The sequence below is a fragment of the Achromobacter anxifer genome (genome assembly GCF_903652925.1).
In the GTDB taxonomy this organism is placed as follows: domain Bacteria; phylum Pseudomonadota; class Gammaproteobacteria; order Burkholderiales; family Burkholderiaceae_B; genus Achromobacter; species Achromobacter anxifer.
In genome coordinates, this window is sequence record NZ_CAHLAR010000012.1 from 1 (window position 1) to 21831 (window position 21831).

Annotated in this window: 19 protein-coding genes, 1 tRNA gene and 1 pseudogene; 8 read left to right on the top strand and 13 right to left on the bottom strand. The window is 66.2% G+C overall.

Annotated features, from left to right (window positions below; translation table 11 throughout):
• Positions 1 to 119 precede the first annotated feature (119 nt).
• The 4 genes from HWY37_RS28505 to HWY37_RS28520 are packed head-to-tail and all read right to left on the bottom strand — an operon-like array spanning position 120 to position 2286.
• Positions 120 to 380: a hypothetical protein gene (locus tag HWY37_RS28505; RefSeq protein WP_175206794.1), complete on the bottom strand. Its 261-nt coding sequence runs from the start codon at positions 378 to 380 to the stop codon at positions 120 to 122.
• Positions 377 to 733 (bottom strand): hypothetical protein, encoded by a 357-nt coding sequence (locus tag HWY37_RS28510; RefSeq protein ID WP_175206795.1) that lies wholly within the window; start codon positions 731 to 733, stop codon positions 377 to 379. The genes HWY37_RS28505 and HWY37_RS28510 overlap by 4 nt, the downstream gene beginning before the upstream one ends.
• Entirely contained in the window at positions 726 to 1415 is a 690-nt protein-coding gene (locus HWY37_RS28515; RefSeq protein ID WP_246302441.1) for a hypothetical protein, read from the bottom strand. The genes HWY37_RS28510 and HWY37_RS28515 overlap by 8 nt, the downstream gene beginning before the upstream one ends.
• Positions 1416 to 1455: 40 nt before the next feature.
• Positions 1456 to 2286 carry a YdaU family protein gene (locus tag HWY37_RS28520; RefSeq protein WP_176090337.1) on the bottom strand — a complete coding sequence of 277 codons (831 nt, stop codon included), beginning with the start codon at positions 2284 to 2286 and terminating at the stop codon, positions 1456 to 1458.
• 290 nt (positions 2287 to 2576) lie between these two features.
• On the opposite strand from HWY37_RS28520, the gene HWY37_RS28525 reads away from it, so the two are divergent.
• From HWY37_RS28525 to HWY37_RS28535, 3 genes are all read left to right on the top strand, one after another.
• Positions 2577 to 3662, top strand: coding sequence for a S24 family peptidase (locus HWY37_RS28525; protein WP_176090338.1), 1086 nt, complete (start codon positions 2577 to 2579; stop codon positions 3660 to 3662).
• 193 nt (positions 3663 to 3855) lie between these two features.
• The gene (locus HWY37_RS28530; protein ID WP_176090339.1) at positions 3856 to 4944 is read left to right on the top strand and encodes a glycosyltransferase family 9 protein; all 1089 of its coding nucleotides are present in this window, start codon (positions 3856 to 3858) and stop codon (positions 4942 to 4944) included.
• 68 nt (positions 4945 to 5012) lie between these two features.
• Positions 5013 to 5450: an acetyltransferase gene (locus HWY37_RS28535; RefSeq protein ID WP_176090340.1), complete on the top strand. Its 438-nt coding sequence runs from the start codon at positions 5013 to 5015 to the stop codon at positions 5448 to 5450.
• 35 nt (positions 5451 to 5485) lie between these two features.
• On the opposite strand, the gene HWY37_RS28540 is transcribed toward HWY37_RS28535, so the two are convergent.
• Together HWY37_RS28540 and HWY37_RS28545 are read right to left on the bottom strand one after the other, a co-directional pair.
• The gene (locus HWY37_RS28540; protein WP_176090341.1) at positions 5486 to 5986 is read right to left on the bottom strand and encodes a DUF4189 domain-containing protein; all 501 of its coding nucleotides are present in this window, start codon (positions 5984 to 5986) and stop codon (positions 5486 to 5488) included.
• A 308-nt stretch (positions 5987 to 6294) separates the two neighbouring features.
• A tRNA-His gene (locus HWY37_RS28545) sits at positions 6295 to 6370 on the bottom strand.
• Between the two features lie 184 nt (positions 6371 to 6554).
• On the opposite strand from HWY37_RS28545, the gene cls reads away from it, so the two are divergent.
• The gene (gene cls / locus HWY37_RS28550) at positions 6555 to 8012 is read left to right on the top strand and encodes a cardiolipin synthase (RefSeq protein ID WP_176090342.1); all 1458 of its coding nucleotides are present in this window, start codon (positions 6555 to 6557) and stop codon (positions 8010 to 8012) included.
• A 12-nt stretch (positions 8013 to 8024) separates the two neighbouring features.
• On the opposite strand, the gene HWY37_RS28555 is transcribed toward cls, so the two are convergent.
• The gene (locus tag HWY37_RS28555) at positions 8025 to 8453 is read right to left on the bottom strand and encodes a PaaI family thioesterase (RefSeq protein ID WP_175210592.1); all 429 of its coding nucleotides are present in this window, start codon (positions 8451 to 8453) and stop codon (positions 8025 to 8027) included.
• Positions 8454 to 8614: 161 nt separating this feature from the next.
• Between HWY37_RS28555 and HWY37_RS28560 the strand changes: the two genes are divergently transcribed.
• On the top strand, positions 8615 to 9487 hold the full coding sequence (locus tag HWY37_RS28560; protein WP_176090343.1) for an NAD(P)-dependent oxidoreductase: 873 nt from the start codon (positions 8615 to 8617) through the stop codon (positions 9485 to 9487).
• 62 nt (positions 9488 to 9549) lie between these two features.
• On the opposite strand, the gene HWY37_RS28565 is transcribed toward HWY37_RS28560, so the two are convergent.
• The gene (locus HWY37_RS28565; protein WP_176090344.1) at positions 9550 to 10818 is read right to left on the bottom strand and encodes an MFS transporter; all 1269 of its coding nucleotides are present in this window, start codon (positions 10816 to 10818) and stop codon (positions 9550 to 9552) included.
• Positions 10819 to 11161: 343 nt separating this feature from the next.
• Between HWY37_RS28565 and HWY37_RS28570 the strand changes: the two are divergent.
• Positions 11162 to 12060, top strand: a pseudogene (locus HWY37_RS28570) (DMT family transporter).
• Between the two features lie 24 nt (positions 12061 to 12084).
• On the opposite strand, the gene HWY37_RS28575 reads toward HWY37_RS28570, so the two are convergent.
• The gene (locus tag HWY37_RS28575) at positions 12085 to 12573 is read right to left on the bottom strand and encodes a cupin domain-containing protein (protein ID WP_175210587.1); all 489 of its coding nucleotides are present in this window, start codon (positions 12571 to 12573) and stop codon (positions 12085 to 12087) included.
• Positions 12574 to 12625: 52 nt separating this feature from the next.
• Positions 12626 to 13282 carry a GntR family transcriptional regulator gene (locus HWY37_RS28580; RefSeq protein WP_175210585.1) on the bottom strand — a complete coding sequence of 219 codons (657 nt, stop codon included), beginning with the start codon at positions 13280 to 13282 and terminating at the stop codon, positions 12626 to 12628.
• A gap of 193 nt (positions 13283 to 13475) precedes the next feature.
• Here HWY37_RS28580 and HWY37_RS28585 point away from each other — a divergent pair, with 193 nt between their 5' ends.
• Together HWY37_RS28585 and ggt are read left to right on the top strand one after the other, a co-directional pair.
• Complete coding sequence (locus HWY37_RS28585; protein ID WP_175210583.1) at positions 13476 to 14450, top strand: Bug family tripartite tricarboxylate transporter substrate binding protein; 975 nt, start codon at positions 13476 to 13478, stop codon at positions 14448 to 14450.
• Between the two features lie 24 nt (positions 14451 to 14474).
• Positions 14475 to 16070 carry a gamma-glutamyltransferase gene (gene ggt / locus HWY37_RS28590; protein ID WP_217706412.1) on the top strand — a complete coding sequence of 532 codons (1596 nt, stop codon included), beginning with the start codon at positions 14475 to 14477 and terminating at the stop codon, positions 16068 to 16070.
• Between the two features lie 84 nt (positions 16071 to 16154).
• Here ggt and HWY37_RS34810 read toward each other — a convergent pair whose 3' ends face one another.
• The 3 genes from HWY37_RS34810 to HWY37_RS28605 are packed head-to-tail and all read right to left on the bottom strand — an operon-like array spanning position 16155 to position 21825.
• Complete coding sequence (locus tag HWY37_RS34810; protein WP_175210581.1) at positions 16155 to 17624, bottom strand: ArnT family glycosyltransferase; 1470 nt, start codon at positions 17622 to 17624, stop codon at positions 16155 to 16157.
• Complete coding sequence (locus HWY37_RS28600) at positions 17615 to 18634, bottom strand: glycosyltransferase family 2 protein (RefSeq protein WP_175210579.1); 1020 nt, start codon at positions 18632 to 18634, stop codon at positions 17615 to 17617. The genes HWY37_RS34810 and HWY37_RS28600 overlap by 10 nt, the downstream gene beginning before the upstream one ends.
• The gene (locus HWY37_RS28605) at positions 18631 to 21825 is read right to left on the bottom strand and encodes a CusA/CzcA family heavy metal efflux RND transporter (protein WP_176090345.1); all 3195 of its coding nucleotides are present in this window, start codon (positions 21823 to 21825) and stop codon (positions 18631 to 18633) included. Before HWY37_RS28605 ends, HWY37_RS28600 begins: the two co-directional genes overlap by 4 nt.
• Positions 21826 to 21831: the final 6 nt, after the last annotated feature.

Here is a 21831-nt window from a genome sequence, read left to right on the forward strand (position 1 = left end):
GATTCATGCCGAAGAGGAAAACAAGGCAAGGCGCCAAATGAAAAAAGCCCCGGCGCTCGGCCGGGGCTTCATTTGCTTGGGGCGCAATGCCCCGGACCCATTGTGACCGATTGCGTGACCTAGGTGGCGGGTGCTTGTGACGAAACCGTCACACGCCATGCATAGGTCCGCCCGTGCCCGCCCTGTTCAGGCTCCCGGATCACTACGCTGCCGGTGTCTTGCAGCGCATCCATGGCCCGCTGGATGCCTCTTTGCAGGCGCGTCTTCTCAGGCATGGACAGCGACCGGCCATGCGACACATGGCGGACCAGCTCCATCAATCGGAACGACCGGCCGGGATAGCAGGCCATCAAATCCATCACTTCATGCGCGTACTTCACGCCAGCCTCCTTTCGACCAGGCCGCGAAACAGGCCCAGGTACAGTTTGTATTCGGTATCGGTCAGGGCTATGCCCGTGGTATCGGCAATCCAGTCCAGCGCCCTCTCCCTGCGCGCCTTCGCGCCCAGCTGGCCGAACTTCACGTTCTTCTGCGGGTACTCGGCGATGATGATCATCCGCTCGTGCCAGGGCAGCGCGGCGTGCATCTCGTCCACCACCATGGCGTGGTGGTGGTTGATGGGCCGGTAGTCCTCCTCTTCGGAGATATAGGTCTCCATGTTTCCCACGGTTTCACCGGACCAGGTCCACCGGGCCCAGTTCCAGAGCAGGTCGTCGCCCGTCAATTTATTCATCTAGCACCTCGCACTGTTTGCATGTCTTTGCGCAGGAACCGTTCTTGAAAAAAACCGCCTCCTGCGCGCTTTCACCTTTGGCTCGCTTGAGCATGTCAGCAATGCCCTTGCTCGGATGCTCGCCGCGCTGGATACGCGCTTCCCATTTGGCAATCCAGCTCCGATGCGGACGGCCTTGCTGTCTCAGCACCTTTTCCGCGCCCATTTTCCTGAGCGTCGCTTCGGCCTCGGCGCGCGTCGCAAGCGTCTGGCCAGGCGCTGGAAGCGCCGGACGAGGCACCGGGATATCCGGCCATGAGCCCTTTGCCAGCTCCTCGTTCAAGGTCTTCTCCCACCGCGCCTTGATCGCGCCATACGTGCAGCCCAGCAGGTCCACCGTGCTGACGCCTACCGCTGCCCAATACACGGCGGGATGCGACCAGACGCCTAGCTCGCCTCGCCTGCGAGCGGACAAGCCGCGCACCGCCTCGTGATAGGCGACTTCGGGCACCATCCACGGACAGCACAGCTTGATAAACTGCGGCAGCGTCGGCGGCCATTCCTGGGTCAGGCAGGCCAGCAGGCCGCGGCGTACCTGGATCTCGTCCAGTCCGTCCAGTTTCCGGTTCCATGAATCCTTCAGTTCCCGGGCGGTCAGCCCCTGCCATTGCTGCGCGAACTTGGCGCCGTACAGCAACAGCATTTCGTTCACTACCAGGGCCCCTAGCGCGGTGGGCTGGATGTCATTGGGTGGCATCGATCGTCCCCATGAATCTCTCGCGAGGACGGCCATCGTCGGCCAGCGCCTCCCGCAGTTCGTCGGTCCAGTCGGCCAGCCGCTTCGCCATGCCCGGCGCCGGGGCCGGGCGGGTTCGCGGCGGATAGAGGCCTTGGTAGCCGCCCGCGATGCTGTTCGCGATCACCGCGCCAGGCGCGTGACCTTCGGCCAGATAGGCGGCTAGCTGCTGCAGCTGGCGCCTGGCGCCGTCTTCGGTCACCGGCTTCTTGCGGGCCTTGCGGTCGGCGATCCAGCTGCACCAGTCCTCGCGGGCCAGCCAGTCAGGGAGTTCGATGGTGGAGGCATCGAAGCCGCCTCCGCGCTTGCGGGGGCTGGGGGAATTTTCTTTTGGTTCCTGGTTCCTGGTTACTGGTTCCTGGTTGGCTTCCGATCCGCTTGCTTGCGGACCATGATCAGGTTTTTCGTTGGAACCCATGGGAAACCCGCCGGTTTCCTCGGGATCGCGGCCGCTCAGCCGGGGCCGGCCGCCACGCCTGCCGTTGGCCTTGGCGGTCTCGGCCTTGACGTGGTACGCGGCGATCTCCACGTCGGCGCGCTTGTTGTGCCAATGTCCGTCCCGCAGCACGAAGAACTCGCACAGGATCTGCGTCGCCGCCTCCCGTTCTTCCTCGCTGCGGGCCCCCACCCAGCGGAACACTTGCTGCATGTTGTCCACGATGGGCTGTTCTTCGGCGTAGTAACGGCGCAGCAGCCGGCTGTAGATGGCGTCCTCCACCAGGCTCAGATGCATCGTGGCCTGCGCGTAATCGCCGATGTTGTGGCTGTAGTAATTCATGCTTGCTCCCGCATCCCCGCCTTGTTCTCTCTCGCCTGCCTGTTCTCCCAGGCCTCGAAGGCCCAAGGCCTGGCCAGGCGCAGAAATTCCCTCCAGGCTCGCGGGACGCCCTTCGTGCGCCACTGCGACACGGCCCCTGCGGTAAGGCCACAAAGCGCTGCGACGGCGCCAGTACCGCCCAAGGCGTCGATAAGTGAGGAATCGTCTGTTTTTGCTTTCATGCTTGAATCTTAGAGTGCTAAGATTCTTGATGCAAGCCACCTAAGAAGATTTTTGTTTAGCATCCTAAGATGACCTTTCAAAAGCGAATCACACAGGCGTTCAACGAGGAGTCGGCCCGCCGGGCGGACGCCGCCGAACCACGCCTGACCAAGACAGACCTGTGGAAGGCCGCGGGTGCCTCTTCCGGCGCGGCAACGCATTGGTTCAATGGGTCGAACGGCATGGACATGGCGACCTGCCTCAAGGTGGCGCCGCTGCTGCGCGTCCATCCACAATGGCTGTACGACGGCACCGCTCCAAAGCGGCCCGGACGCCATGGATTCGAGCCCGCCGTTCCCCCAGCGCCGTGGCCCTTTCCCGGCATCCCCGAGGAACAGGTGCGCGCGTTGCCGCCGGACCAGCTGAACAAGCTGCAGGGCGCGCTTGCCTTGGCGATCGCTCAATTGAAGCTGGGGGTCGACGTCGCTCCGGCTTCCGCCGCGCCGCCAGTTTCCACGGTCTTGCGTAGCGACTCGCTTATAGACACGTATCTGCACCGGGACGAGTTTCCGATGCGCATCGATGGCCTGCCCGCAGCTCCCTGGGAAGGCGGCAAGACCACCTACCAGACAGAGCGCGAACGGCGCGTCCGGATCAGCACTCAGACAGGCGTGGTGGCCAACGTGGGCGTGGGCGAACCGCCCGCGGCAAACGACAGGTTCGAGAAGGTGCCCGAACTGGCGGACGTGCGCCTGGCCGCGGGCGAGCCCATCGAGAACCATGCCGAAGAGCAAACCGGCATGATCCAGTTCCGCAAGTCGTTCCTGAAATCAGTGGGGGCTGACAACGGCAAGGGCCGCGTCGTATACGCCAAGGGCGACAGCATGGAACCCGTCATCCGCGACGGCGCCGCGCTGCTCGTGGTCCCCAATGAAAGCCTGACCCTGCGAGACCTCGCATCCGGCGGCGTCTATGCCATCAACTACGACGGCAAGATGATCGTGAAGACGGTGGCCAGGGAACGGTTGGGCGGTAGCTGGGTGGCGCGGTCATTCAACCCCTCGCACGCTGACATACCGCTGGAGAATGGAGCGTCGGTGCGGGTGCTGGGGCGCGTCGTGTGGGCGGGCGCCCGGCTGCGCGAAGACGAAGTCGGACAGTGGGCGAAGTCCTAGCGGGGCCTGTGTCCTAAAAGCGACGCCCGCGCGCCGCACTCCGTGTACTATCACCGCACCTCAAAGGCCATCGCACGTCGCTTATTGCACAGTCAAGACATCACACTACGCAGGCAATCCCGTACCGCCAGACTGATAGATTCGAAATTCGAGATCGTTTCCAGAATGTAGTGAGTGTCTTTTACTGGATGCCATGCCTACTCTGCCCTCCGTCTCATGTGACCCTGCTCGTAACTGTGCGATCTACATTTCCGGCGGCATCGGCGACGGGGTGCTCAGCATGGTCTTTGCCCAAGCGCTGGCCGAACAAACCGGAGGGACAGTTTCACTGCTTCTGACCCAAAAGGAGCCGGCGCAGGAACTGTTTCGTTCTCAGCCGTACGTACGGGAAGTCATATCCCTGCGAACGGAGAACGGCTTGCGAGGTTGGGAGCGAATCTCACGCGTAAGACAGATATTGGCGGACCGCGCCTTCGATACGCTGTTCTTCTTTACCTTCCGTCCTCATGTGGCGTTGGCGGCGCGCCTGGCGGGAATACCGCGACGCATCGGTTTCCTGCGCATGCATCAACCGCATTTCGCGGCACTGCTTACGCATCGTCTCTGGGTACGCAGCAAGGGAACCCCGCACCCAGACATCTATACATGGCTGCCATTGCTATATGCAAAGGCTGGATATCAGTGCAAGCCACGCTACCCCTCGCTGGTCTGCAATGATTCGGCCAGCAGCAAGGCCATTCAGCTTTGCCCGCCACATTCACGGACGGTTGGATTCGGGTTGAATGGTTCAAGACCGTACAAACGCTATGGCGGCAAGGCTTTTGCGGAGGTAGCGCGCATCTTGCATGCCCGGGATAGCGAGCTGCGTTTTGTATTGGTGGGCGGTCCCGATGTCCAGCACATTGCACAAGAGATGCGCGCCTCGTTGCCTGAGTCCATAGCCCTGCTGGATACGACCCAGCAGGTCACGAATATATGCGACAGCCATGCGCTGATCGCACACTGTTCGGTGTTTGTCTCCAACGACAGCATGGGCATGCACATCGCAGTGGCCCACGAAATACCGACGATAGGGCTGTTCGGAGCCACCCCTGTGATGCGGCACGTGCCCTGGTTGCATCCCATTGAATCCGCCGTGAAGGGCGACATGGCCGGCATAGCGCCGGAGACGGTGGCCGAGGCGATCTGGAAGCGTTTGGAGGAAGCCAGTTCGCGGGCGCTGCCGACTCATCCGGCTGACCGGCCTCAGACAGGCGCGGACAACGCCTTGCTATTGAAATAGCGGACGGGCATGAAATCGCCCGGCAGTACTGGCAGCCGAGGCCGATTTTCAGTTTATATAATGTGTGAATGAATAAAATTAGAACTTCCCGCCCCGGCGAAGGTGAGCGCGCAGTTGAAATCTGGCGAGCCGCAGTAGACGCAACTCATGACTTCCTATCGCAACAAGACCGCCTGGCCATCGACGAAATGGTGTGCGGCTTCCTGCCCCAGGTGCCGCTTTGGCTGGCGGTGGACAGCAATGACCACCCCATAGCCTTCATGCTCATCGACAACGGCCACATGCAGGCACTGTTCGTTGATCCCGCCGTTCGCGGCACGGGAGTCGGCGCCGGACTGGTGCGCCATGGCCTCGCACTGCATCCCAAAATGACGACTGACGTCAATGAGCAAAACGCCCAGGCAGTCGGCTTCTATGAAAGGATGGGTTTCAAGCGAATTGGGCGTTCGCCTGTTGATGACCAAGGTCGGCCGTATCCGATTATTCACCTCGAGTATCAGGGGTAGGTAATTTCGCGCAGCATTTGCATCAGCAAATTGCCCTATCGAACCTTCTTGGCATAGCTACAGTCAGAGAAGAAAATTTCGCAGTTCTTGCCAACCCGTTCGCATTCGTTCAAGGCCAGCTCCGAGGCCTCTTCGACCGTAGGCGCGCTGGCCGTGCTCATCTTGCCATTACCCCACGCAAGAACGCCGCACTGGTTGTAATAGGTGAGCTGCAATTTGCAGTCAGCGCCGCCCTTGCGCTGGCATTGAGCGATGGCGCCCGTTTCGGCCTTTCTCCTGGTCGTCGTGTCGCCAAAGATGCCTACCTTGCCACTCTCCTTGTCCGTCGCAATGGCTCCCCAACGAGTCTCCCAACGGTCGGCAGGCCCGGCCGATCCTGGCCGAGTTTGACCGCCTATCGGGATGCACTGCTGCCCTGGCGTTCCTGCAGCATTCGGGGTGAATCCGTCAGGGCATCCCTGCTCTGCAAACGCAGGTTGGAAAGCTACGCCGCAAATCAAGAAAACCCATCCTGTAGCCCAAGCTCGCTTTGTCATCCCCCGCTCCTTGTGGCTGACAACCCCAGACGTCCAAATAAACGCCTGATCTGATTTCGAATCCGATTTTATATAGCGCGGCGGGACTATCAACCTATCCCCTGCCCAACGGAGCAGGATGGCGTCGTTCGTCTGCAGGCATGCAGGAAGGACGAGCGAAGCCCCTTCTCTGCGGATTTGGACGGGCCAGCGGCAGAAGCCTGCAACCTAGCTGCACACGCAAACGCTGCAGCGGGCTGCGAATCAGGATCGCCCAATGAAAAAAGGCACCCCGCTTTCGCGTAAGTGCCTTATCTTCATTGAATTCTTGGGGTGGCTGATGGGGCTCGAACCCACGACAACCGGAATCACAATCCGGGACTCTACCAACTGAGCTACAGCCACCTCTGATACTGCTTTTCTTCCTTGCCGCGCCGCTTCTTGAAGCTGCTCAACAACGAAGAGGCCGAATTCTAGCACGTTTTTTTGAAGATGTGAAAACAGCCCCCGCTGCCCCACTTGCCAGGGCGGGCCACCTTGCTATCCTTCGCCATTGATTATCTACGGAGGCCGCGCTTACGCCATCGCCATGGACCGCATACACGCAATCTTGATCGATTACTGGCCCCATCTGGTATTTGCCATCAGCATCGTGGCCGGGACCGGCGCGGCGGTGCATGCCGCGATGACCAAGCAGGACGTGCGGGCGGCCATAGGCTGGGTGGGGGTGGCGCTGTTTTCGCCGCTGTTCGGCGCGCTGTTCTATTTCGTGGCGGGCATCAACCGGATCCGCAAGACGCGGCTGTCGCAGCAGCGCGACGAGGCGATGCTGGTGGATGCGGAACAGGTCGAGACCGCGCCGGTGGACGTGGCGCCGATCTCGGGGCACCAGTTTGCTTCGCTGAAGGTGCTGGGCGACCGGGTCAGCCGGTTCCGTCTTCTGAGCGGCAATGCTGTGCAGCCGCTGGCCGGCGGCGACGAGGCCTATCCGGCGATGCTGCAGGCGATCCGCGACGCGCGCCACGCGGTGGCGATGCAGAGCTATATCTTCGACAACGACGCCATCGGGCGGGAGATGGCCCAGGCGCTGATCGAGGCGCGTGAGCGCGGCGTCGAAGTGCGGGTGCTGATCGACGCCATCGGCTCCAAGTATTCGCGCCCGCCCATCGTGCGCATGTTGTCGCGCGGCGGGGTGCCGGTGGCGCGCTTCATGACGAATCCGCTGGGGGTGCTGCGCATGCCCTACGCCAACCTGCGCAGCCACCGCAAGGTGCTGGTGATCGACGGCCGCGTGGGCTTCACGGGGGGCATGAATGTGCGCGCGGCCTTCGTCAGCGCGCTGGCCGGTCCCGATACCAACCGCGACACGCACTTCCGCGTGGAAGGGCCGATCGTGACGCAGCTGATGTCGGTGTTCGCGCACGACTGGAACTTCACCACGCACGAATCGCTGGCGGCCAAGCCCTGGTTCGATCCCAGCGCCCTGCCGCCGACGGGCGACGTGCCGATGCGCTGCGTGCCCTCGGGCCCCGACCGCGCGCTGGGCAGCACGCACAATATGCTGCTGGGCGCGCTGGCGGTGGCGCAGCGCCATGTGCGCATTCAGTCGCCCTACTTCCTGCCCGACCAGACGCTGATCGGAGCGCTGGCAACGGCGGCGCGGCGCGGCGTGGTGGTGGATATCGTGATTCCCGGCAAGAACAACCTGCGGCTGGTGGACTACGCGATGACGGCCCAGCTGGACCAGGTCGTGCGCACGGGTTGCCGGGTGTGGCGTTCGCAGGGCGCGTTCGACCACTCCAAGCTGATGACGGTGGACGACGCCTGGGCGTACGTGGGTTCGTCCAACCTGGACCCGCGCAGCCTGCGGCTGAACTTCGAGCTGGACACGGAAATCTACGATCCGGGCGTGGCGCGCTGGATCGGCGCGCGGGTCGACGGGCTGATCGCGCAGGGCCGCCGCGAGACGCTGGAGAACCTGCAGCGCGCGTCCTTCGCCAAGCGCCTGCGCAACAAGGTGATCTGGCTGGCCACGCCTTATCTATAGGTAGCGCCGGCCTCAGCCGTCCGAAGCCGGCGCGGGCGCGGCGCGTACCGCAAAGACCGCGTTGGCCTTCAGCATGACGCGACCCGCCACCTGCAACAGGCAGGTCGCGTAGATCAGCCGGCGGCCCTGTTTGTCGATGCGGACGTGGGCTTCGAGCCAGTCCCCGGGCTTGACCGGATTCAGGTATTCCACCGACATCTGCACCGTGACCACCGAGGCCTGCGCCTGCTCAGCGATGGTGTGGCCCAACGCGCTGTCAGCCAGCGTGGCCAGCAGGCCGCCGTGGGCGATGGCGTGCATATTGGTATGCGCCTGTCCGACACGCAGGGCCAACACGCAATCGGCGTCGCGCTTGTAGAGCGCGCCGAGTTCGGCCAGGTGCTCCATGAAGGGGCTGCTCGGGCGCCAGGGCGCGAAACCGGAGGGAATGGAGTCTGTCATGCTCGGGCCTGTTTTTTTCACGCGGAATGCCTCAAGTATCGCAAAGAAGACCGCAGCCGGCGCGGCCTGGTGCAAGGCACTGGTCGCGGCGCGGACGATGCGCAAGTCAGAGTAAGATTTACGCCATAACAATCACCCCTACATGGCAGGAGCAGTGGAAGATGGCGAAAGTCGGCATGGTTGGTATCGGCCTCATGGGCCATGGCATTGCAAGCAATCTGGTCAAGCACGGTCACGCGCTGACGGTGCTGGAGCATCCGGGCAACCAGCCCCTGGACGCGCTCAAGGCCGCGGGCGCGACCAGCGTCACCGATGGCGCCACGCTGGCGGCCCAGTCTGACGTGATCATCCTCTGCGTCACCGGCAGCCCCCAGGTCGAAGCCGTGCTGCTGTCGGAAGGCGGCGTGCTGGCGGGCCTGCGGCCCGGCACGGTCATCATCGACTGCTCGACCGCGATTCCCTCGTCCACCGTGAAGGTGGCAGAGGCGGTGACGGATGCCGGCGGCCGCTTCCTGGACGCGCCGATGACGCGCACCCCCAAGGAAGCCGCCGAAGGCCGGCTCAACCTGCTGGTGGGCGGAGACGCCGCGCTGTTCGAGGAATGCAAGCCGCTGCTGGCCTGCTTCGCCGAAAACATCACCCACGCCGGCCCGGTCGGCGCCGGACACCGCATGAAGCTGCTGCACAACTACGTGTCGCTGGGCGTGGTCGCGCTGCTGTCGGAAGCCGCGGCCTGCGCGCTGCGCGCGGAGATCGATCCGGCGGTGTTCGCCGAGGTTCTGGCCAAGGGCGGCGGGGGTGGCGTGGCGCTGGAACGCATCAAGCCCTACCTGCTGGAGCAGGACCCGACGTCGCTGAAGTTCTTCATGTCGAACGCGCAGAAGGACCTGTCCTACTACAACACCATGGCCGCGGAAACGGGCGCGGTGCGCGAGATCGGCGCAGCCGTGCAGCACACCTTCGACCAGGCCGTCACGCAGGGCGGCGGCGAGCGCTACGTGCCCGAGCTGGTGTCGTTGCTGAAGGACCGCTAGGAAGACCGCCGGCGCCATCGCGTCCGCCCATACGGGCGCGATGGCGGGCATGGCGCAAGACCTCAACGCCCGGCGGCCACCGCCACCGCGCGCGGCATGCCCCGCGCCGGCAGGCGCAGGGAAATCAGGGCGGCGGCCAGCAGCAGCACGCCCGCCGACCCGAAGGCGACCCAATGCGTGCCGAAGGTCTCGTAGGCCCAGCCGCCCAGCCATGAGCTGATCATGCCGCCCACCTGGTGGCCCAGATAGGCCAGCCCATAGAGCACGCCCACCAGGCGCACGCCGTACACATCCGCAAGTATGGCTGACGACAGCGCGATGCTGCCGGCCCAGACCACGCCGCCGATGGTGGCCGCCGCATACAGTTCCCAGTGCGCCCCCACCATGACCAATGCGAAGAACCCGAGTCCGCGCACCAGGTAGATGGTGGCCAGGATGGCGCGCCGCTCGACTTGATCGGACATGCGCCCCAGCACCAGGGTGCTGAAGATGGCGACCAGGCCGATCAGGCCGATGCCGAGCGAGCTGGTGGTGGCGTCGAAGCCATGGTCCATCAGCATGGGCACGCCATGCGTGCCCAGCAGGTTCATACTGAAGCCACAGGCGAACAGGCCCAGCGCCACCTGCCAGAAGGGCAAGGAATTCAACGCGTCCCGCACCTTGGGCGCGGGACGCTTGGCCGCGGGTTTGGCGGGGCTTGCCGCCTTGTCGGGTATCTGGTGCGGCAGCAGGTCGGTGTGTTCGGGCGCTTCGTCGCGCATGACGAAGAGCGCCACCGGCACCGTCAGCAAGGCGAACAGCGCGGCAAAGCCCAGCAGCGCCTCCTGCCAGCCCACGGCCGAGATCGCGAAGGTCAGGGTCGGCGTCATGAGGGCGATGCCGGCCATGGACCCGGTGGACAGGAAGAACAGCGCCATGCCGCGCTGGCGGGTGAACCAGCGGCTGATCACGGGCGTCAGCGCGACCGGGCTGGTGAAGCCCAGGCCGATCGACAAGGCCACGCCGAAGGAAAACAGGAATTCGATGGGACCGCGCGCGAACACCGTCCAGATCGACGACAGCACGACGATGGCGGCGCCCGTCAGCAGCACGAAGCGGGTGCCACGGGTGCTGACCAGATAGCCCGCCAGCGGCATGGCCAGGCCATAGCACAGCATGCCGATGGCGACGATGCCGGACAGCGTGCTGCGCGTGAAGCCTAGCGTTTCCGCGATGGGCAGGAAGAACGGCCCGATGCCCATGCGCAGGCCGACCGTCAACAGGGTGAGTAACGTCGCGGCGCCGACGATGTTCCAGCCGAAATACCAGCCGCCCGACTCTTGCTTCTCCACTTGTGCTTCTCCTCGATATCTTCTCTGGCCGCTTGCGCGCCGGGGTTCGCGGACGCCGCCGGGAAGGCGCGAAAGAGCTGCGCTTGCGGCAGGGGCGGGAAGATCGAGGCGTGAATCGGCTTCTAGGCGCCGGCGGACAAACTCCGCCGGACGCGTCATATTACTCCTGGCTATATGCCTGCTCCGCCCGAAATGGCGGAATCTGTTCGGTCAGCGGTCGTCGGGGCGACGTCCGCGCGCATGTGCGCATCGCCGGGCCTGTCGCGAAGCGCTGTACCCCAGGCGCTGTATATTGCTCACCATTTCGTAGCGCCCGAAGCAGACCGTGAAGTCCAAGACATCGATGTTCGCCCTGTCCCGCCAGGAAATCGCCCTGGTGCTGGTCACCATGCTGTGGGGCAGCACCTTCCTCATCATCCACATCGCCATGCAGCACAGCGGGCCGCTGTTCTTCGTGGGCGTGCGCTTCACGATCGCCGGCCTGATGGCGCTGCTGATGTTCCGCAAGCGCATGGCGGCGATCACGCGGCTGGAGGTCGGCGCGGGCATCGCCATCGGCTGCGCCCTGTTCCTGGGCTACTTCCTGCAGACCTATGGCTTGCAGACCATCACCAGCAGCCAGTCCGCCTTCATCACGGCGATGTACGTGCCCATCGTGCCGCTGTTGCAATGGGCCGTGCTGAAAAAGCCGCCCGGCCTGATGAGCTGGGTCGGCGTGACGCTGGCCTTCATCGGCCTGGTCCTGCTGGCGGGTCCGCAAGCGGGGCCCCCGAGCTTCAGCGCGGGCGAAGCGGCCACGCTGGCGGGCGCCGCGGCGATCGCCGCCGAGATCATCCTGATCGCGTACTTCGCCAGGAAGGTCGACAGCCGGCGCGTCACCTTCGTGCAGCTGCTGACGGCCGGCCTGGTGTCGTTCGCGCTGATGCCCGTGATGGGCGAAGCGGTGCCCGAATTCTCGTGGCTGTGGGCCGGGGCCGCCATCGGCCTGGGGCTGGCCAGCCCATCATCCAGCTGACCATGAACTGGGCGCAGAAGTCCGTGTCGCCAACCCGCGCCACCGTGATCTATGCGGGCGAGCCGGTATGGGGCGGCATCGTCGGCCGGCTGGCGGGCGACCGATTGCCGGCACTGGCGCTGGTGGGCGCGGGCCTGATCGTGGCCGGTGTGCTCGCCAGCGAAGCCAAGTTTGCGCGCAGGAAAAAGCCGCAAGCCGCAGCCCAGGGTACCGAAGGAGCTGGCTAGCGGGCCAAAGTCCTGTACGGCCGGCTAGCGGGCCAGGCGCGCGATCAGGCCGGCTTGCGCGGGGTACAGGCCTTGCAGTTCGGCGGCATCGGCCAACTCGAATTCGCTGAACTCGAAGCCAGGCGCCACCGTGCAACCGGTCAGCGCGTAACCGCCCGGATCGGCCAGCTCGGCCGCGAACCAGCAGCCGGCAGGCACGACCGCCTGGAACGCGGCGCCGGGATCCTTCAAGGCGTCGCCCAGGCGCAGGCACGCGTACCCGCCATCCGGCGCCAGCACATGGATATGCAGCGCATCGCCCGCATGGAAATGCCACAGTTCATCCGACCGAATGCGATGCCAGGCGGACCAGGCGCCGTCGCACAGCAGGTAGTAGATGGCGGTGCTGGCCGAACGGCGCGCGCCGTCGCCGCGCGTCACGGGATCGGCGGCGCGATAGGTTTCGCGGTAGTAGCCGCCTTCGGGGTGCGGCAGCAGGTCCAGGCGGCGGATGAGAGCGGCGGAAGCGGTCATGGCGGGACGGGCGCGTGGAGGATGGCGCCAGTCTAGACCAAAGCCGCGCGCCCTAGCCCGCCTGTTCCAGAAACGCCTGCAGGGCGGGCACCGTGTTCAGCACATGCTGGCGCATGGCTGCTTCGCAGCGTGCCGGGTCGCGCGTCTGCAGCGCGTCTATCAGTTCCTGGTGCGATTCGCGCACCCGCAGGACGCGCCCGGGCTGGGCCACCCACAGGCGCATGTAGGGCTCGACCACGGAATGCAGCTCGGAGATCTGGCGCAGCAGCCGCGGCTGCTGGCAGAAGCTGCACAGGTATTCGTGGAATTCGCGGTGCGCGCCGATCCAGTCCAGCGCTTCGCCCGGCCCCTGCTCCAGCTGTTCAAGCAGATAGGACAGGCGGCGGATGTGCTCGGCGTTCATGTGCGCGACCGCGTTGCGCATGGCCAGGCCTTCCAGCACCGAGCGCATTTCGAACACTTCCAGCATTTCCTGCTGGTTCAGGCCGCGCACCACCGCGCCGCGGTTGGCGCGGATCTCGACCAGCCCTTCAGACGCCAGCCGGCGCAATGCGCCGCGCACCGGCATGCGGCTGGTGCCGATCTCGGCCGCGACCACCTCGGGCACCAGGCGCTGGCCGGGCGCGTAGCGGCCCAGCCGGATTTCGCGCTGCAGGTGCAGGTAGGCCTCGTCTTCGGCGCTGATCGCTGTCTTCTGGAATTGCAGCATTGGGATCCCTGGGCTTGGGGCCTGCGCACGCCGGAAAGCGCCGCTCAGGCCTTACGAAAGCCGCCATGATAGATAAACGCAAAAATAACACAAATTGGATCCAGTGATCCATGGATGCAAATCCTAATGGTCCAGAACGCCGGGCTTGCGTCTAATCCCTGCACGCACTCCATAACGCGATCAAGGGAAATCCATGAAGTTCCGTCTCATCCGGGCGCTGGCAGGCGCCGCCGCCCTGGCCTGCGCCGCCCAAGCGGGCGCCCAGGCTACCGACTGGCCGCAACACCCGGTGCGCATCGTCGTGCCCTTCCAGGCGGGTTCCGCCACCGACCTGATTTCGCGCCAGCTGGGCGCCGCGCTGTCGACGGAACTGGGCCAGCCCTTCGTCGTCGAAGCCCGGCCGGGGGCGGCAGCCGCCATCGGCAGCGCCTCGGTCGCGCGCTCGGCCCCCGACGGCTACACGCTGTTGATGGGCGGCCCCGCCGCCATCGTCACCAACCGCTTCCTGCAGAAGCGCCTGGCCTACGATCCCGACGCCTTCGCCCTGGTGTCGATGGTGGCCTACACGCCCAACATCCTGCTGGCCAACCCGTCGCAGCCGTTCAAGACCCTGCCGGAAATGGTGGCCTACGCCCGTGCCAACCCGGGCAAGCTGACCTATGCCTCGTTCGGCACCGGCACCACCTCGCACATGGCGGGCGAAATGCTCAAGTCCATCGCCGGCATCGACATCCTGCACGTGCCGTACAAGGGCGCGGGCGAAGCCATCCCCGCCCTGCTCAGCGGCCAGGTGTCGATGTACTTCGACACCATCATGACCGGCCTGCCTCAGGTCAAGGGCGGCGCGCTGCTGGCGCTGGGCATGTCGAACGCGCAGCGCTCGGCGCTGGCGCCCGAGATCCCCACCATCGCGGAACAGGGCTATGCCGGCTACGACATCGCGCCCTGGTATGGCCTGGTCGCCCCCGAAGGCACGCCGGCCCCGGTGCTCGACAAGCTCAACCGCGCGGTCAACAAAGTGCTGGCCGATCCGGCGTTGCGCAGTAAGCTCGCGGAAGCCGGCGCGGAGCCCCGCGGCGGCAGCCGCGAAGAGTTCGCCGCCTTCATCAAGGCCGAAATCCCGCGCACCAAGCAGCTGATCGATCAGGCCGGCATCACGCCGCAGTAATTTTCACTACGAGTTTCCAGTCCCATGTCCTCACCCTTCGATTGGTCTTTCCCCTACGCCTCCCGCAAGATGCCGGTCCTGGCCGCCAACGCGGTCGCCACCAGCCAGCCGCTGGCGGCGCAAGCCGGGCTGCGCATGCTGCTGGCGGGCGGTAACGCCGTGGACAGCGCCATCGCCACCGCCATCGCGCTGACGGTGCTCGAACCCGTCATGAATGGCATCGGCGGCGACATGTTCGCGCTGGTCTGGCATGACGGCCAGTTGCACGGCCTGAATTCCAGCGGCTGCGCCCCCGCGGCGTGGACGCCGGAATACTTCGCCGGCCGCGACGCCATGCCCGGCACCGGCTGGGGCACGGTCACCGTGCCGGGCCAGGTCGCGGGCTGGAAGGCGCTGTCGGACCGCTTTGGCAAGCTGCCTTTCGCGCAGTTGTTCGAGCCGGCCATCGCCTATGCCGAGGAAGGGTTCGCGGTATCGCCCACCATCGCCCGCCAGTGGGCAACGCAGGCGCCCAAGCTGGCGCAGGAGCCGGGCTTTGCCGCGGCCTTCCTGCCTGAGGGCCGCGCGCCGCAGGCCGGCGAATGGTGGCGCTTTCCGGCGCAGGGCAAGACGCTGCGCGCCATCGCCGAAAGCGGCGGCGATAGCTTCTACCGCGGCGAACTCGCGCGGAAGATTGCCGACTTCGCCAGCCAGACCGGCGGCGCGCTCAGCGCCCAGGACCTGGACGAGCACCGCCCCGAATGGGTGACGCCGATCTCGCAGTCGTTCCGCGGCTACGAGCTGCACGAGATCCCGCCCAGCGGCCAGGGCATTTCGGCGCTGATGGCGCTGGGCATGCTGGAGCAGTTCGACCTGGAAAGCATGGGCCGCGATAGCGCGGACTACTACCACGTCAGCATCGAAGCGATGAAGCTGGCCTTCGCCGACCTGCATCAGCACGTCGCCGACCCGCGCCACATGCGCACCAGCGCCACGGCGCTGCTGGACCGCGGCTACCTGGCCGAACGCGCTCGCCTGATCTCCATGGACCGCGCCAGCGTGCCGGTCGCGGGCACGCCCGCCACCGGCGGCACCGTGTACCTGACCGCGGCCGACGCCAGCGGCACCATGGTGTCCTTCATCCAGTCCAACTACCACGGCTTCGGTTCCGGCGTGGTAGTGCCCGACACCGGCATCAGCTTGCACAACCGCGGCCTGAACTTCGTGCTCACGCCCGGCCACGCCAATCAGGTCGCGCCGCGCAAGAAGCCGATGCACACCATCATCCCGGCGTTCGTAACGCGCGGCGGCCAGCCGCTGATGTCCTTCGGCGTGATGGGCGGATCGATGCAGGCGCAAGGCCATCTGCAGATGATCACGCGCCTGGCCGCGTTCGGACAGAACCCGCAGGCCATGAGCGACGCGCCGCGTTTCCGCGTGGAAAAGGGCCCGGTGGTCAACGTCGAATCGCACCTGCCGGCGGACGTGGTCGATGCGCTGCGCGCGCGCGGCCACAATGTCGCGGTGGCGCCCGCCGACAGCCTGGAGTTCGGTTCCGCGCAGCTCATCTGCCGTCTGCCACAGGGCGGCTACGTGGCGGCCTCGGACTCGCGCCGCGACGGCCAGGCCGTGGGCTTCTGAGTCCTGTCAGGCCGGGCGCCCTGCCTGGACGGAGCCGGCTCTGCACGCATCGCCGCCGCACTGGGCGGCGATGCGCATTTCAGGCTATCGGATCGCGTCGGGCGCGGCAGGCCCGGCGATCAGCAAGGTATAGCGCCGGCTCGAATAGACCGGTGCAAGCGCCCCCGCCGCCAGCTCCCGCGCCCGCGGCAGATCGCCCTTTTCCACCGCCAGGAACACCCTTTCCCCAGCCGGGGGCAGCACGTCCGCCAGCCGTTCCAGCGGCACCTGCCCCGCTTGTCCGCGCGTGTAATAACGCGCCGAGAACGGCCGGCTGTCCACGAAGTAGAGCTTTTCGCCGGGCGCCATCATGGCCTCGGCCCGCGCCACCAACTGCTTTTCGGTCTTGAGCCGTTCCGGATTCGCGGCCAGCAGCCCGCAGAAGACCAGCACCGCCGCCGGCGCCAGCGCCGTGCAAACCAGGGCTGCGCGAGCCGGAGCCACGGCGCGGCTGCGGCTCAGGCAGACGCCTATGGCCAGGGCCAGCGGCGGCAAGGCCGGCAACACATAGGTCCACAGGATGTTGCCCGACAGGGTGAAGAAGAGCGGCGTGGCCACGCCCCAGGCCAGCAGGTAGGTCCAGCGCGGACGGCGCAGCCATCTCACCCGCCGACTGCGGTGCCCCCAGCTGCCCTGCCCCCGGCGGCGCCAGCCTCGCGCCAGCAGCCAGAGGCCGAACAGCCCCCACGGCAGCGACGCCGGAATCCAGTCCAGCCAGATGGCGCCATAGGGCCTGCTATGGGCGGAACCGTAGCGGTCGCCGCTCCAGCCCGGATCCACGAAACGCAGGAAATGCTCGCCGACGATGAAGTACTGGATGAAGCCGGGCGTCTTCAGCTCCGCAGCCACGTACCAGGGCAGGACCAGGACGGCCGTCAACAGGCTCCCCGTCACCCAGGGCAGGCGCCGCAGGCAGGCCCTGGCGTTCCTGTGCCACAGCATCCAGGGCACGATGGCGCCCGCCACCAACACCGCGGCCAACGGCCCCTTGGACAGCAGCCCGATGGCCAGCCCCAGGAAGAATCCATAGCGCCACCCGGCCGACCCCGGACCGCGCGCCAGGATGAAGGAGGCCATGCTCAAGGTGACGCCCAATGCCAGAAAGGGGTCGGTCAGCACCGCCCCCGCCGCGAGCAGCGGCAGGAACATGGAGGCGTACACCAGCACGGCCCATCTGGCGGCCTGGACCGAATACAAGCGGCGGCCCAGCGCGTACAGAATGGCCAGCGTGGCCGCCGCGGCCAGCAGGGACGGCAGCCTGACGCTGAATTCGCCCAGGCCCAGCAGCCGGATCGACAGCGCCTCCGCCCAGAAACCCAGCGGCGGCTTGCCCCAGAACGGCACGCCCGGCGCGAACCAGGGCGTGATCCAGTCGCCGGTTTGCGCCATCAGCCGGGCGATCTCCGCGTAGCGCGGTTCGGACGTGTCCGCAAACGGCACCACCACCATCGCCAGCAGCCGCAGCCCCAGGATCGCCGTCAGGCCGGCGATCACCGCCCTGGCGCTCAATCGCAAGCCGCGTCCCTCCCGTAGCCCGGCACCGCCATGTTGGCGGCTCCGCTGTGCTGCACGTCGCGCACCAGGTAGACCGGCCGCTGCTTCGATTCCATATAGGTCTTGCCCACGTACTGGCCCAGCAGGCCGATGGTGATCAGCTGTATGCCCCCCATGAACGTGATCACCGCCATCAGCGAGGGATAGCCCGGCACCTCGTCGCCGAACATCAAGGTCTTGAAGATGATGCCCAGGCCGAACACGGCCCCGGCCAGGGCCGCCACCGCGCCCAGTCCCGTCGCCCAGCGCAGGGGCGCGGTCGAGAACGAGGTGATGCCTTCCATGGCCAGCCTGAACAGGGCCAGGTAGTTCCATTTGGTCGTGCCCGCCGCGCGCGGCGCGCGGTCGTAGTCGATGATCCGGGTCGGCATGCCGATCCAGGCATACAGGCCCTTCATGTAGCGGCAGCGCTCGGGCAGCTGCAACAGCGCCACGACCGCGCGCCGGCTCATCAGCCGGAAGTCGCCGGTGTCGGGCGGAATCGCGGACCGGCTCAGGCGGCTCAGCAAACGGTAGTAGGCATAGGCGGAAAGCCGCTTCAGCGCGCTTTCGCCCGCGCGGCTGCGCCGGCGCATGCTGACCACGTCCGCGCCCTCCTGCCAGGCCCGGACCATGTCGGGGATCACCTCCGGCGGATCCTGCAGGTCGGCGTCCAGCATGATGACCGCGGCGCCGGCCGCATGCTCCAGCCCCGCCGTCATCGCGGCCTCCTTGCCGAAATTGCGGCTCAGGCGCACCAGCTTGATGCCGCTTTCCTCGCGCAGCAGCTCCAGCAGGTATTCCGCGCTGCCATCGCTGCTGCCGTCGTCGACGAACACGATCTCGTACGACAGCCCCAGCCTGCGCAGCACCCGCCGCAGCCGCGCGCAGCAGGCCGGCAACACCTCCCGTTCGTTGAGGAAAGGGATGATCACGGACAACTGGATCGGGCTGGCCGCGCCCAGCGCGGCGATATCGGGTCGAGCATTCATCTGCTGGCCTCCGGATCAGGTCGGCTGCCGGCCACGGCCGGTTTCGACAGTTCAAGCTCTTCGGCGTCGTCGTTCCTGTGCGCCAGGCGGTACAGGGCCGGCAGCACCAGCAGCGTCAGGATGGTCGACGAAATGATGCCGCCGATCACCACGGTCGCCAGCGGACGCTGCACCTCGGCGCCCGTGCCGGTGGCGATCGCCATCGGCACGAAGCCCAGCGAGGCCACCAGCGCCGTCATCAGCACCGGCCGCAGGCGCGTCAAGGCGCCGATGCGCACGGCCTGGGCGACGGACCTGCCCTCTTCGCGCAGGGCGCTGATGAAGGACAGCATCACCAGGCCGTTCAGCACCGCTACCCCGCACAGCGCGATGAAGCCCACCGCCGCGGTGATGGACAAGGGAATCCCGCGCAGCCACAGGGCGATCACCCCGCCGGTCAGCGCGAACGGAATGCCGGTGAAGACCAGCAGGCCGTCCTTCACATTGCCGAACATGGCGAACAACAGCGCGAACACCAGCAGCAAGGCCGCCGGCACCACGATCTGCAGGCGCTTGGCCGCCGATTGCAGCTGTTCGAAGGTGCCGCCCCAAGACGTCCAGTAACCGGCAGGCACCTGCACCTTTTCGCCTATGGCCGCGGTGGCCTCGGACACGAACGAGCCCAGGTCGCGGCCGCGCACGTTGGCGCTGACCACGATGCGGCGCTTGCCGTCTTCGCGCGAGATCTGGTTGGGGCCAGGCGCCAGGTCGAAGGAAGCGACCTCGCTCAGCGGGATGTAGGCGGCCTGCGCCTGCCCTTCCTGCCTGGGCAGGGCCACGGGCAGCTTCTGCAGCGCGGACAGGTTCTCGCGCACGGCCTCGGGCAGGCGCACCACGATGTCGAAGCGCCGGTCGCCCTGGAAGAAGGTGCCCGCCTCGCGCCCACCCACGGCGATGGCCAGGGTATCCTGCACGTCCGCCAGGCTCAGGCCGTAGCGCGCGGCCCGGGCGCGGTCGATGTTGACCGTCAGCATGGGCAGGCCGGTCGTCTGCTCCACCTTCACCTCGGAGGCTCCGGGGATCGTCTGCAAAACCTCGGCGATCTCGGCCGCCGTCCGGTTCAGCACCTCGTTGTCGTCGCCGAACACCTTGACCGCGACGTCGCTGCGCACGCCGGAAATCAGTTCATTGAAGCGCAGCTGGATGGGCTGGGAGAACTCGTAGTTGTTGCCCGGCACCTTGCCGGCCTCTTCCTGGATCGCCGCCAGCAGCTCGGCGCGGGTCTTCCTCGGGCTGGGCCACTGGTGCGTCGGCTTGAGCATGATGTAGCCATCGGAAATGCTGGGCGGCATGGCGTCGGACGCGATCTCCGCCGTGCCGGTGCGGGCGAACACGCGCTCGACCTCGGGGAATTTCTCCTTCAGCCGCGTCTCCAGCTGTTTCTGCATTTCGACCGACTGCGTCAGGCTGGTGCCCGGAATCCGCAGCGCCTGGATCGCCATGTCGCCTTCGTTCAGGCTGGGGATGAACTCGCTGCCCATGCGGGCCGCCAGCACGCCGCACAGGACCACGAACAGGGTCGCCCCGCCCAGGATCAACGGCGTGCGGCGCAGGGCCACTTCCAGCAGCGGCTCGTAGCGGCGCTTGGCCCAGGCCATCAGGCGGTTTTCCTTCTCGGCCACGTGCTTGCCCATGAACATGGCCACGGCCGCCGGCACGAAGGTCACGGACAGGATCATCGCCCCCAGCAGCGCCAGCACCACGGTCAGCGCCATGGGATGGAACATGCGCCCTTCCACCCCGCTCAGCGCGAAGATGGGTAGATAGACCACCATGATGATCAGCTGGCCGAACAACAGCGGACGCCGCGCCTCGCGCGCGGCCGCGAAGACCTCGTGGAAGCGCTCGCTGCGCGTGAGCGGCCTGCCGTGGTGCGCCTGCGCATGGCTCAGCCGCCGCACGCAGTTCTCCACGATGACCACCGCGCCGTCGACGATAATGCCGAAGTCCAGCGCACCCAGGCTCATCAAGTTGGCGCTGACCTTGTAGGTCACCATGCCGGTAAAGGTGAACAGCATGGACAACGGGATGATCATCGCCGTGATCAGGGCGGCCCGGATGTTCCCCAGGAACAGGAACAGGATGACGATGACGAGCGCCGCGCCCTCCAGCAGGTTCTTCTTGACGGTGGCGATGGCCTTGTCGATCAGGGTGGTGCGGTCATAGACCGTCACCGCCTTCACGCCGGGCGGCAGCGACTTGTTGATGGCTTCCAGCTTGACCGACACGGCCTGCGACACCGCGCGGCTGTTCTCGCCTATCAGCATGAACACCGTGCCCAGCACCACTTCCTCGCCGTTGCTGGTGGCCGCGCCCGTGCGCAGCTCGCGCCCGATGGAGACCTCGGCCACGTCGCGTATCCGTATCGCCTGGCCTTCGACCGTGGCCAGCACCACGTCGCGCAGATCGTCCATGGACCTGACCTGGCCGGGCGCGCGGATCAGGTATTGCTCGCCCTTGCGCTCGATGTAGCCGGCGCCGATGTTGGCGTTGTTCCTTTCCAGCGCGGTCATGATGTCGGTCAGCGCCAAGCCATAGGACGCCAGCTTCTCGGTGCTGGGCGCCACCTGGTATTCCTTGGCGAATCCGCCGATGGCGTTGATCTCGGTCACGCCGGAGATGTTGCGCAGCTGCGGCTTGATGACCCAGTCCTGGATCTCGCGCAGGTCCATCGGGGTGTAGGGCGTGCCGTCCGGCTTCCTGGCGTCGTCATCGGCCTCCACCGTCCACAGGTAGATCTCGCCCAGGCCCGAGGATATCGGCCCCATGGCCGGCGTCACGCCTTCGGGCAGGTTTTCCCTGGCCTCCTGCAGGCGCTGGTTCACCAGCTGGCGAGCGAAATAGATGTCGGTGCCGTCCTTGAAGATGACGGTCACCTGCGACAGCCCGTAGCGCGACACCGAGCGCGTCTGCTGCAGGCCCGGCAGGCCGGCCATCACCGTTTCTATCGGATAGGTGACCCGCTGCTCGGTTTCCAGCGGCGAATAGCCCGGCGCGCCGACGTTGATCTGGACCTGGACATTGGTGATGTCCGGCACCGCGTCGATGGCGAGCTTCGAGTAGTTGTAGACCCCGATGGCGGCCATGCCCAGGGTGACGAACAGCACCAGCCAGCGCTGTTCGATGGCAAAGCGGATCAAGCGTTCAAACATGCTGCT

Coding starts and splice junctions, on each gene's coding strand:
- HWY37_RS28510 (WP_175206795.1), bottom strand. CDS start 733: ATGAATAAATTGACGGGCGACGACCTGCTCTGGAACTGGGCCCGGTGG.
- HWY37_RS28515 (WP_246302441.1), bottom strand. CDS start 1,415: ATGCTGTTGCTGTACGGCGCCAAGTTCGCGCAGCAATGGCAGGGGCTG.
- HWY37_RS28520 (WP_176090337.1), bottom strand. CDS start 2,286: ATGAATTACTACAGCCACAACATCGGCGATTACGCGCAGGCCACGATG.
- HWY37_RS28525 (WP_176090338.1), top strand. CDS start 2,577: ATGACCTTTCAAAAGCGAATCACACAGGCGTTCAACGAGGAGTCGGCC.
- HWY37_RS28530 (WP_176090339.1), top strand. CDS start 3,856: ATGCCTACTCTGCCCTCCGTCTCATGTGACCCTGCTCGTAACTGTGCG.
- HWY37_RS28535 (WP_176090340.1), top strand. CDS start 5,013: ATGAATAAAATTAGAACTTCCCGCCCCGGCGAAGGTGAGCGCGCAGTT.
- HWY37_RS28540 (WP_176090341.1), bottom strand. CDS start 5,986: ATGACAAAGCGAGCTTGGGCTACAGGATGGGTTTTCTTGATTTGCGGC.
- cls (WP_176090342.1), top strand. CDS start 6,555: ATGGACCGCATACACGCAATCTTGATCGATTACTGGCCCCATCTGGTA.
- HWY37_RS28555 (WP_175210592.1), bottom strand. CDS start 8,453: ATGACAGACTCCATTCCCTCCGGTTTCGCGCCCTGGCGCCCGAGCAGC.
- HWY37_RS28560 (WP_176090343.1), top strand. CDS start 8,615: ATGGCGAAAGTCGGCATGGTTGGTATCGGCCTCATGGGCCATGGCATT.
- HWY37_RS28575 (WP_175210587.1), bottom strand. CDS start 12,573: ATGACCGCTTCCGCCGCTCTCATCCGCCGCCTGGACCTGCTGCCGCAC.
- HWY37_RS28580 (WP_175210585.1), bottom strand. CDS start 13,282: ATGCTGCAATTCCAGAAGACAGCGATCAGCGCCGAAGACGAGGCCTAC.
- HWY37_RS28585 (WP_175210583.1), top strand. CDS start 13,476: ATGAAGTTCCGTCTCATCCGGGCGCTGGCAGGCGCCGCCGCCCTGGCC.
- ggt (WP_217706412.1), top strand. CDS start 14,475: ATGTCCTCACCCTTCGATTGGTCTTTCCCCTACGCCTCCCGCAAGATG.
- HWY37_RS28600 (WP_175210579.1), bottom strand. CDS start 18,634: ATGAATGCTCGACCCGATATCGCCGCGCTGGGCGCGGCCAGCCCGATC.
- HWY37_RS28605 (WP_176090345.1), bottom strand. CDS start 21,825: ATGTTTGAACGCTTGATCCGCTTTGCCATCGAACAGCGCTGGCTGGTG.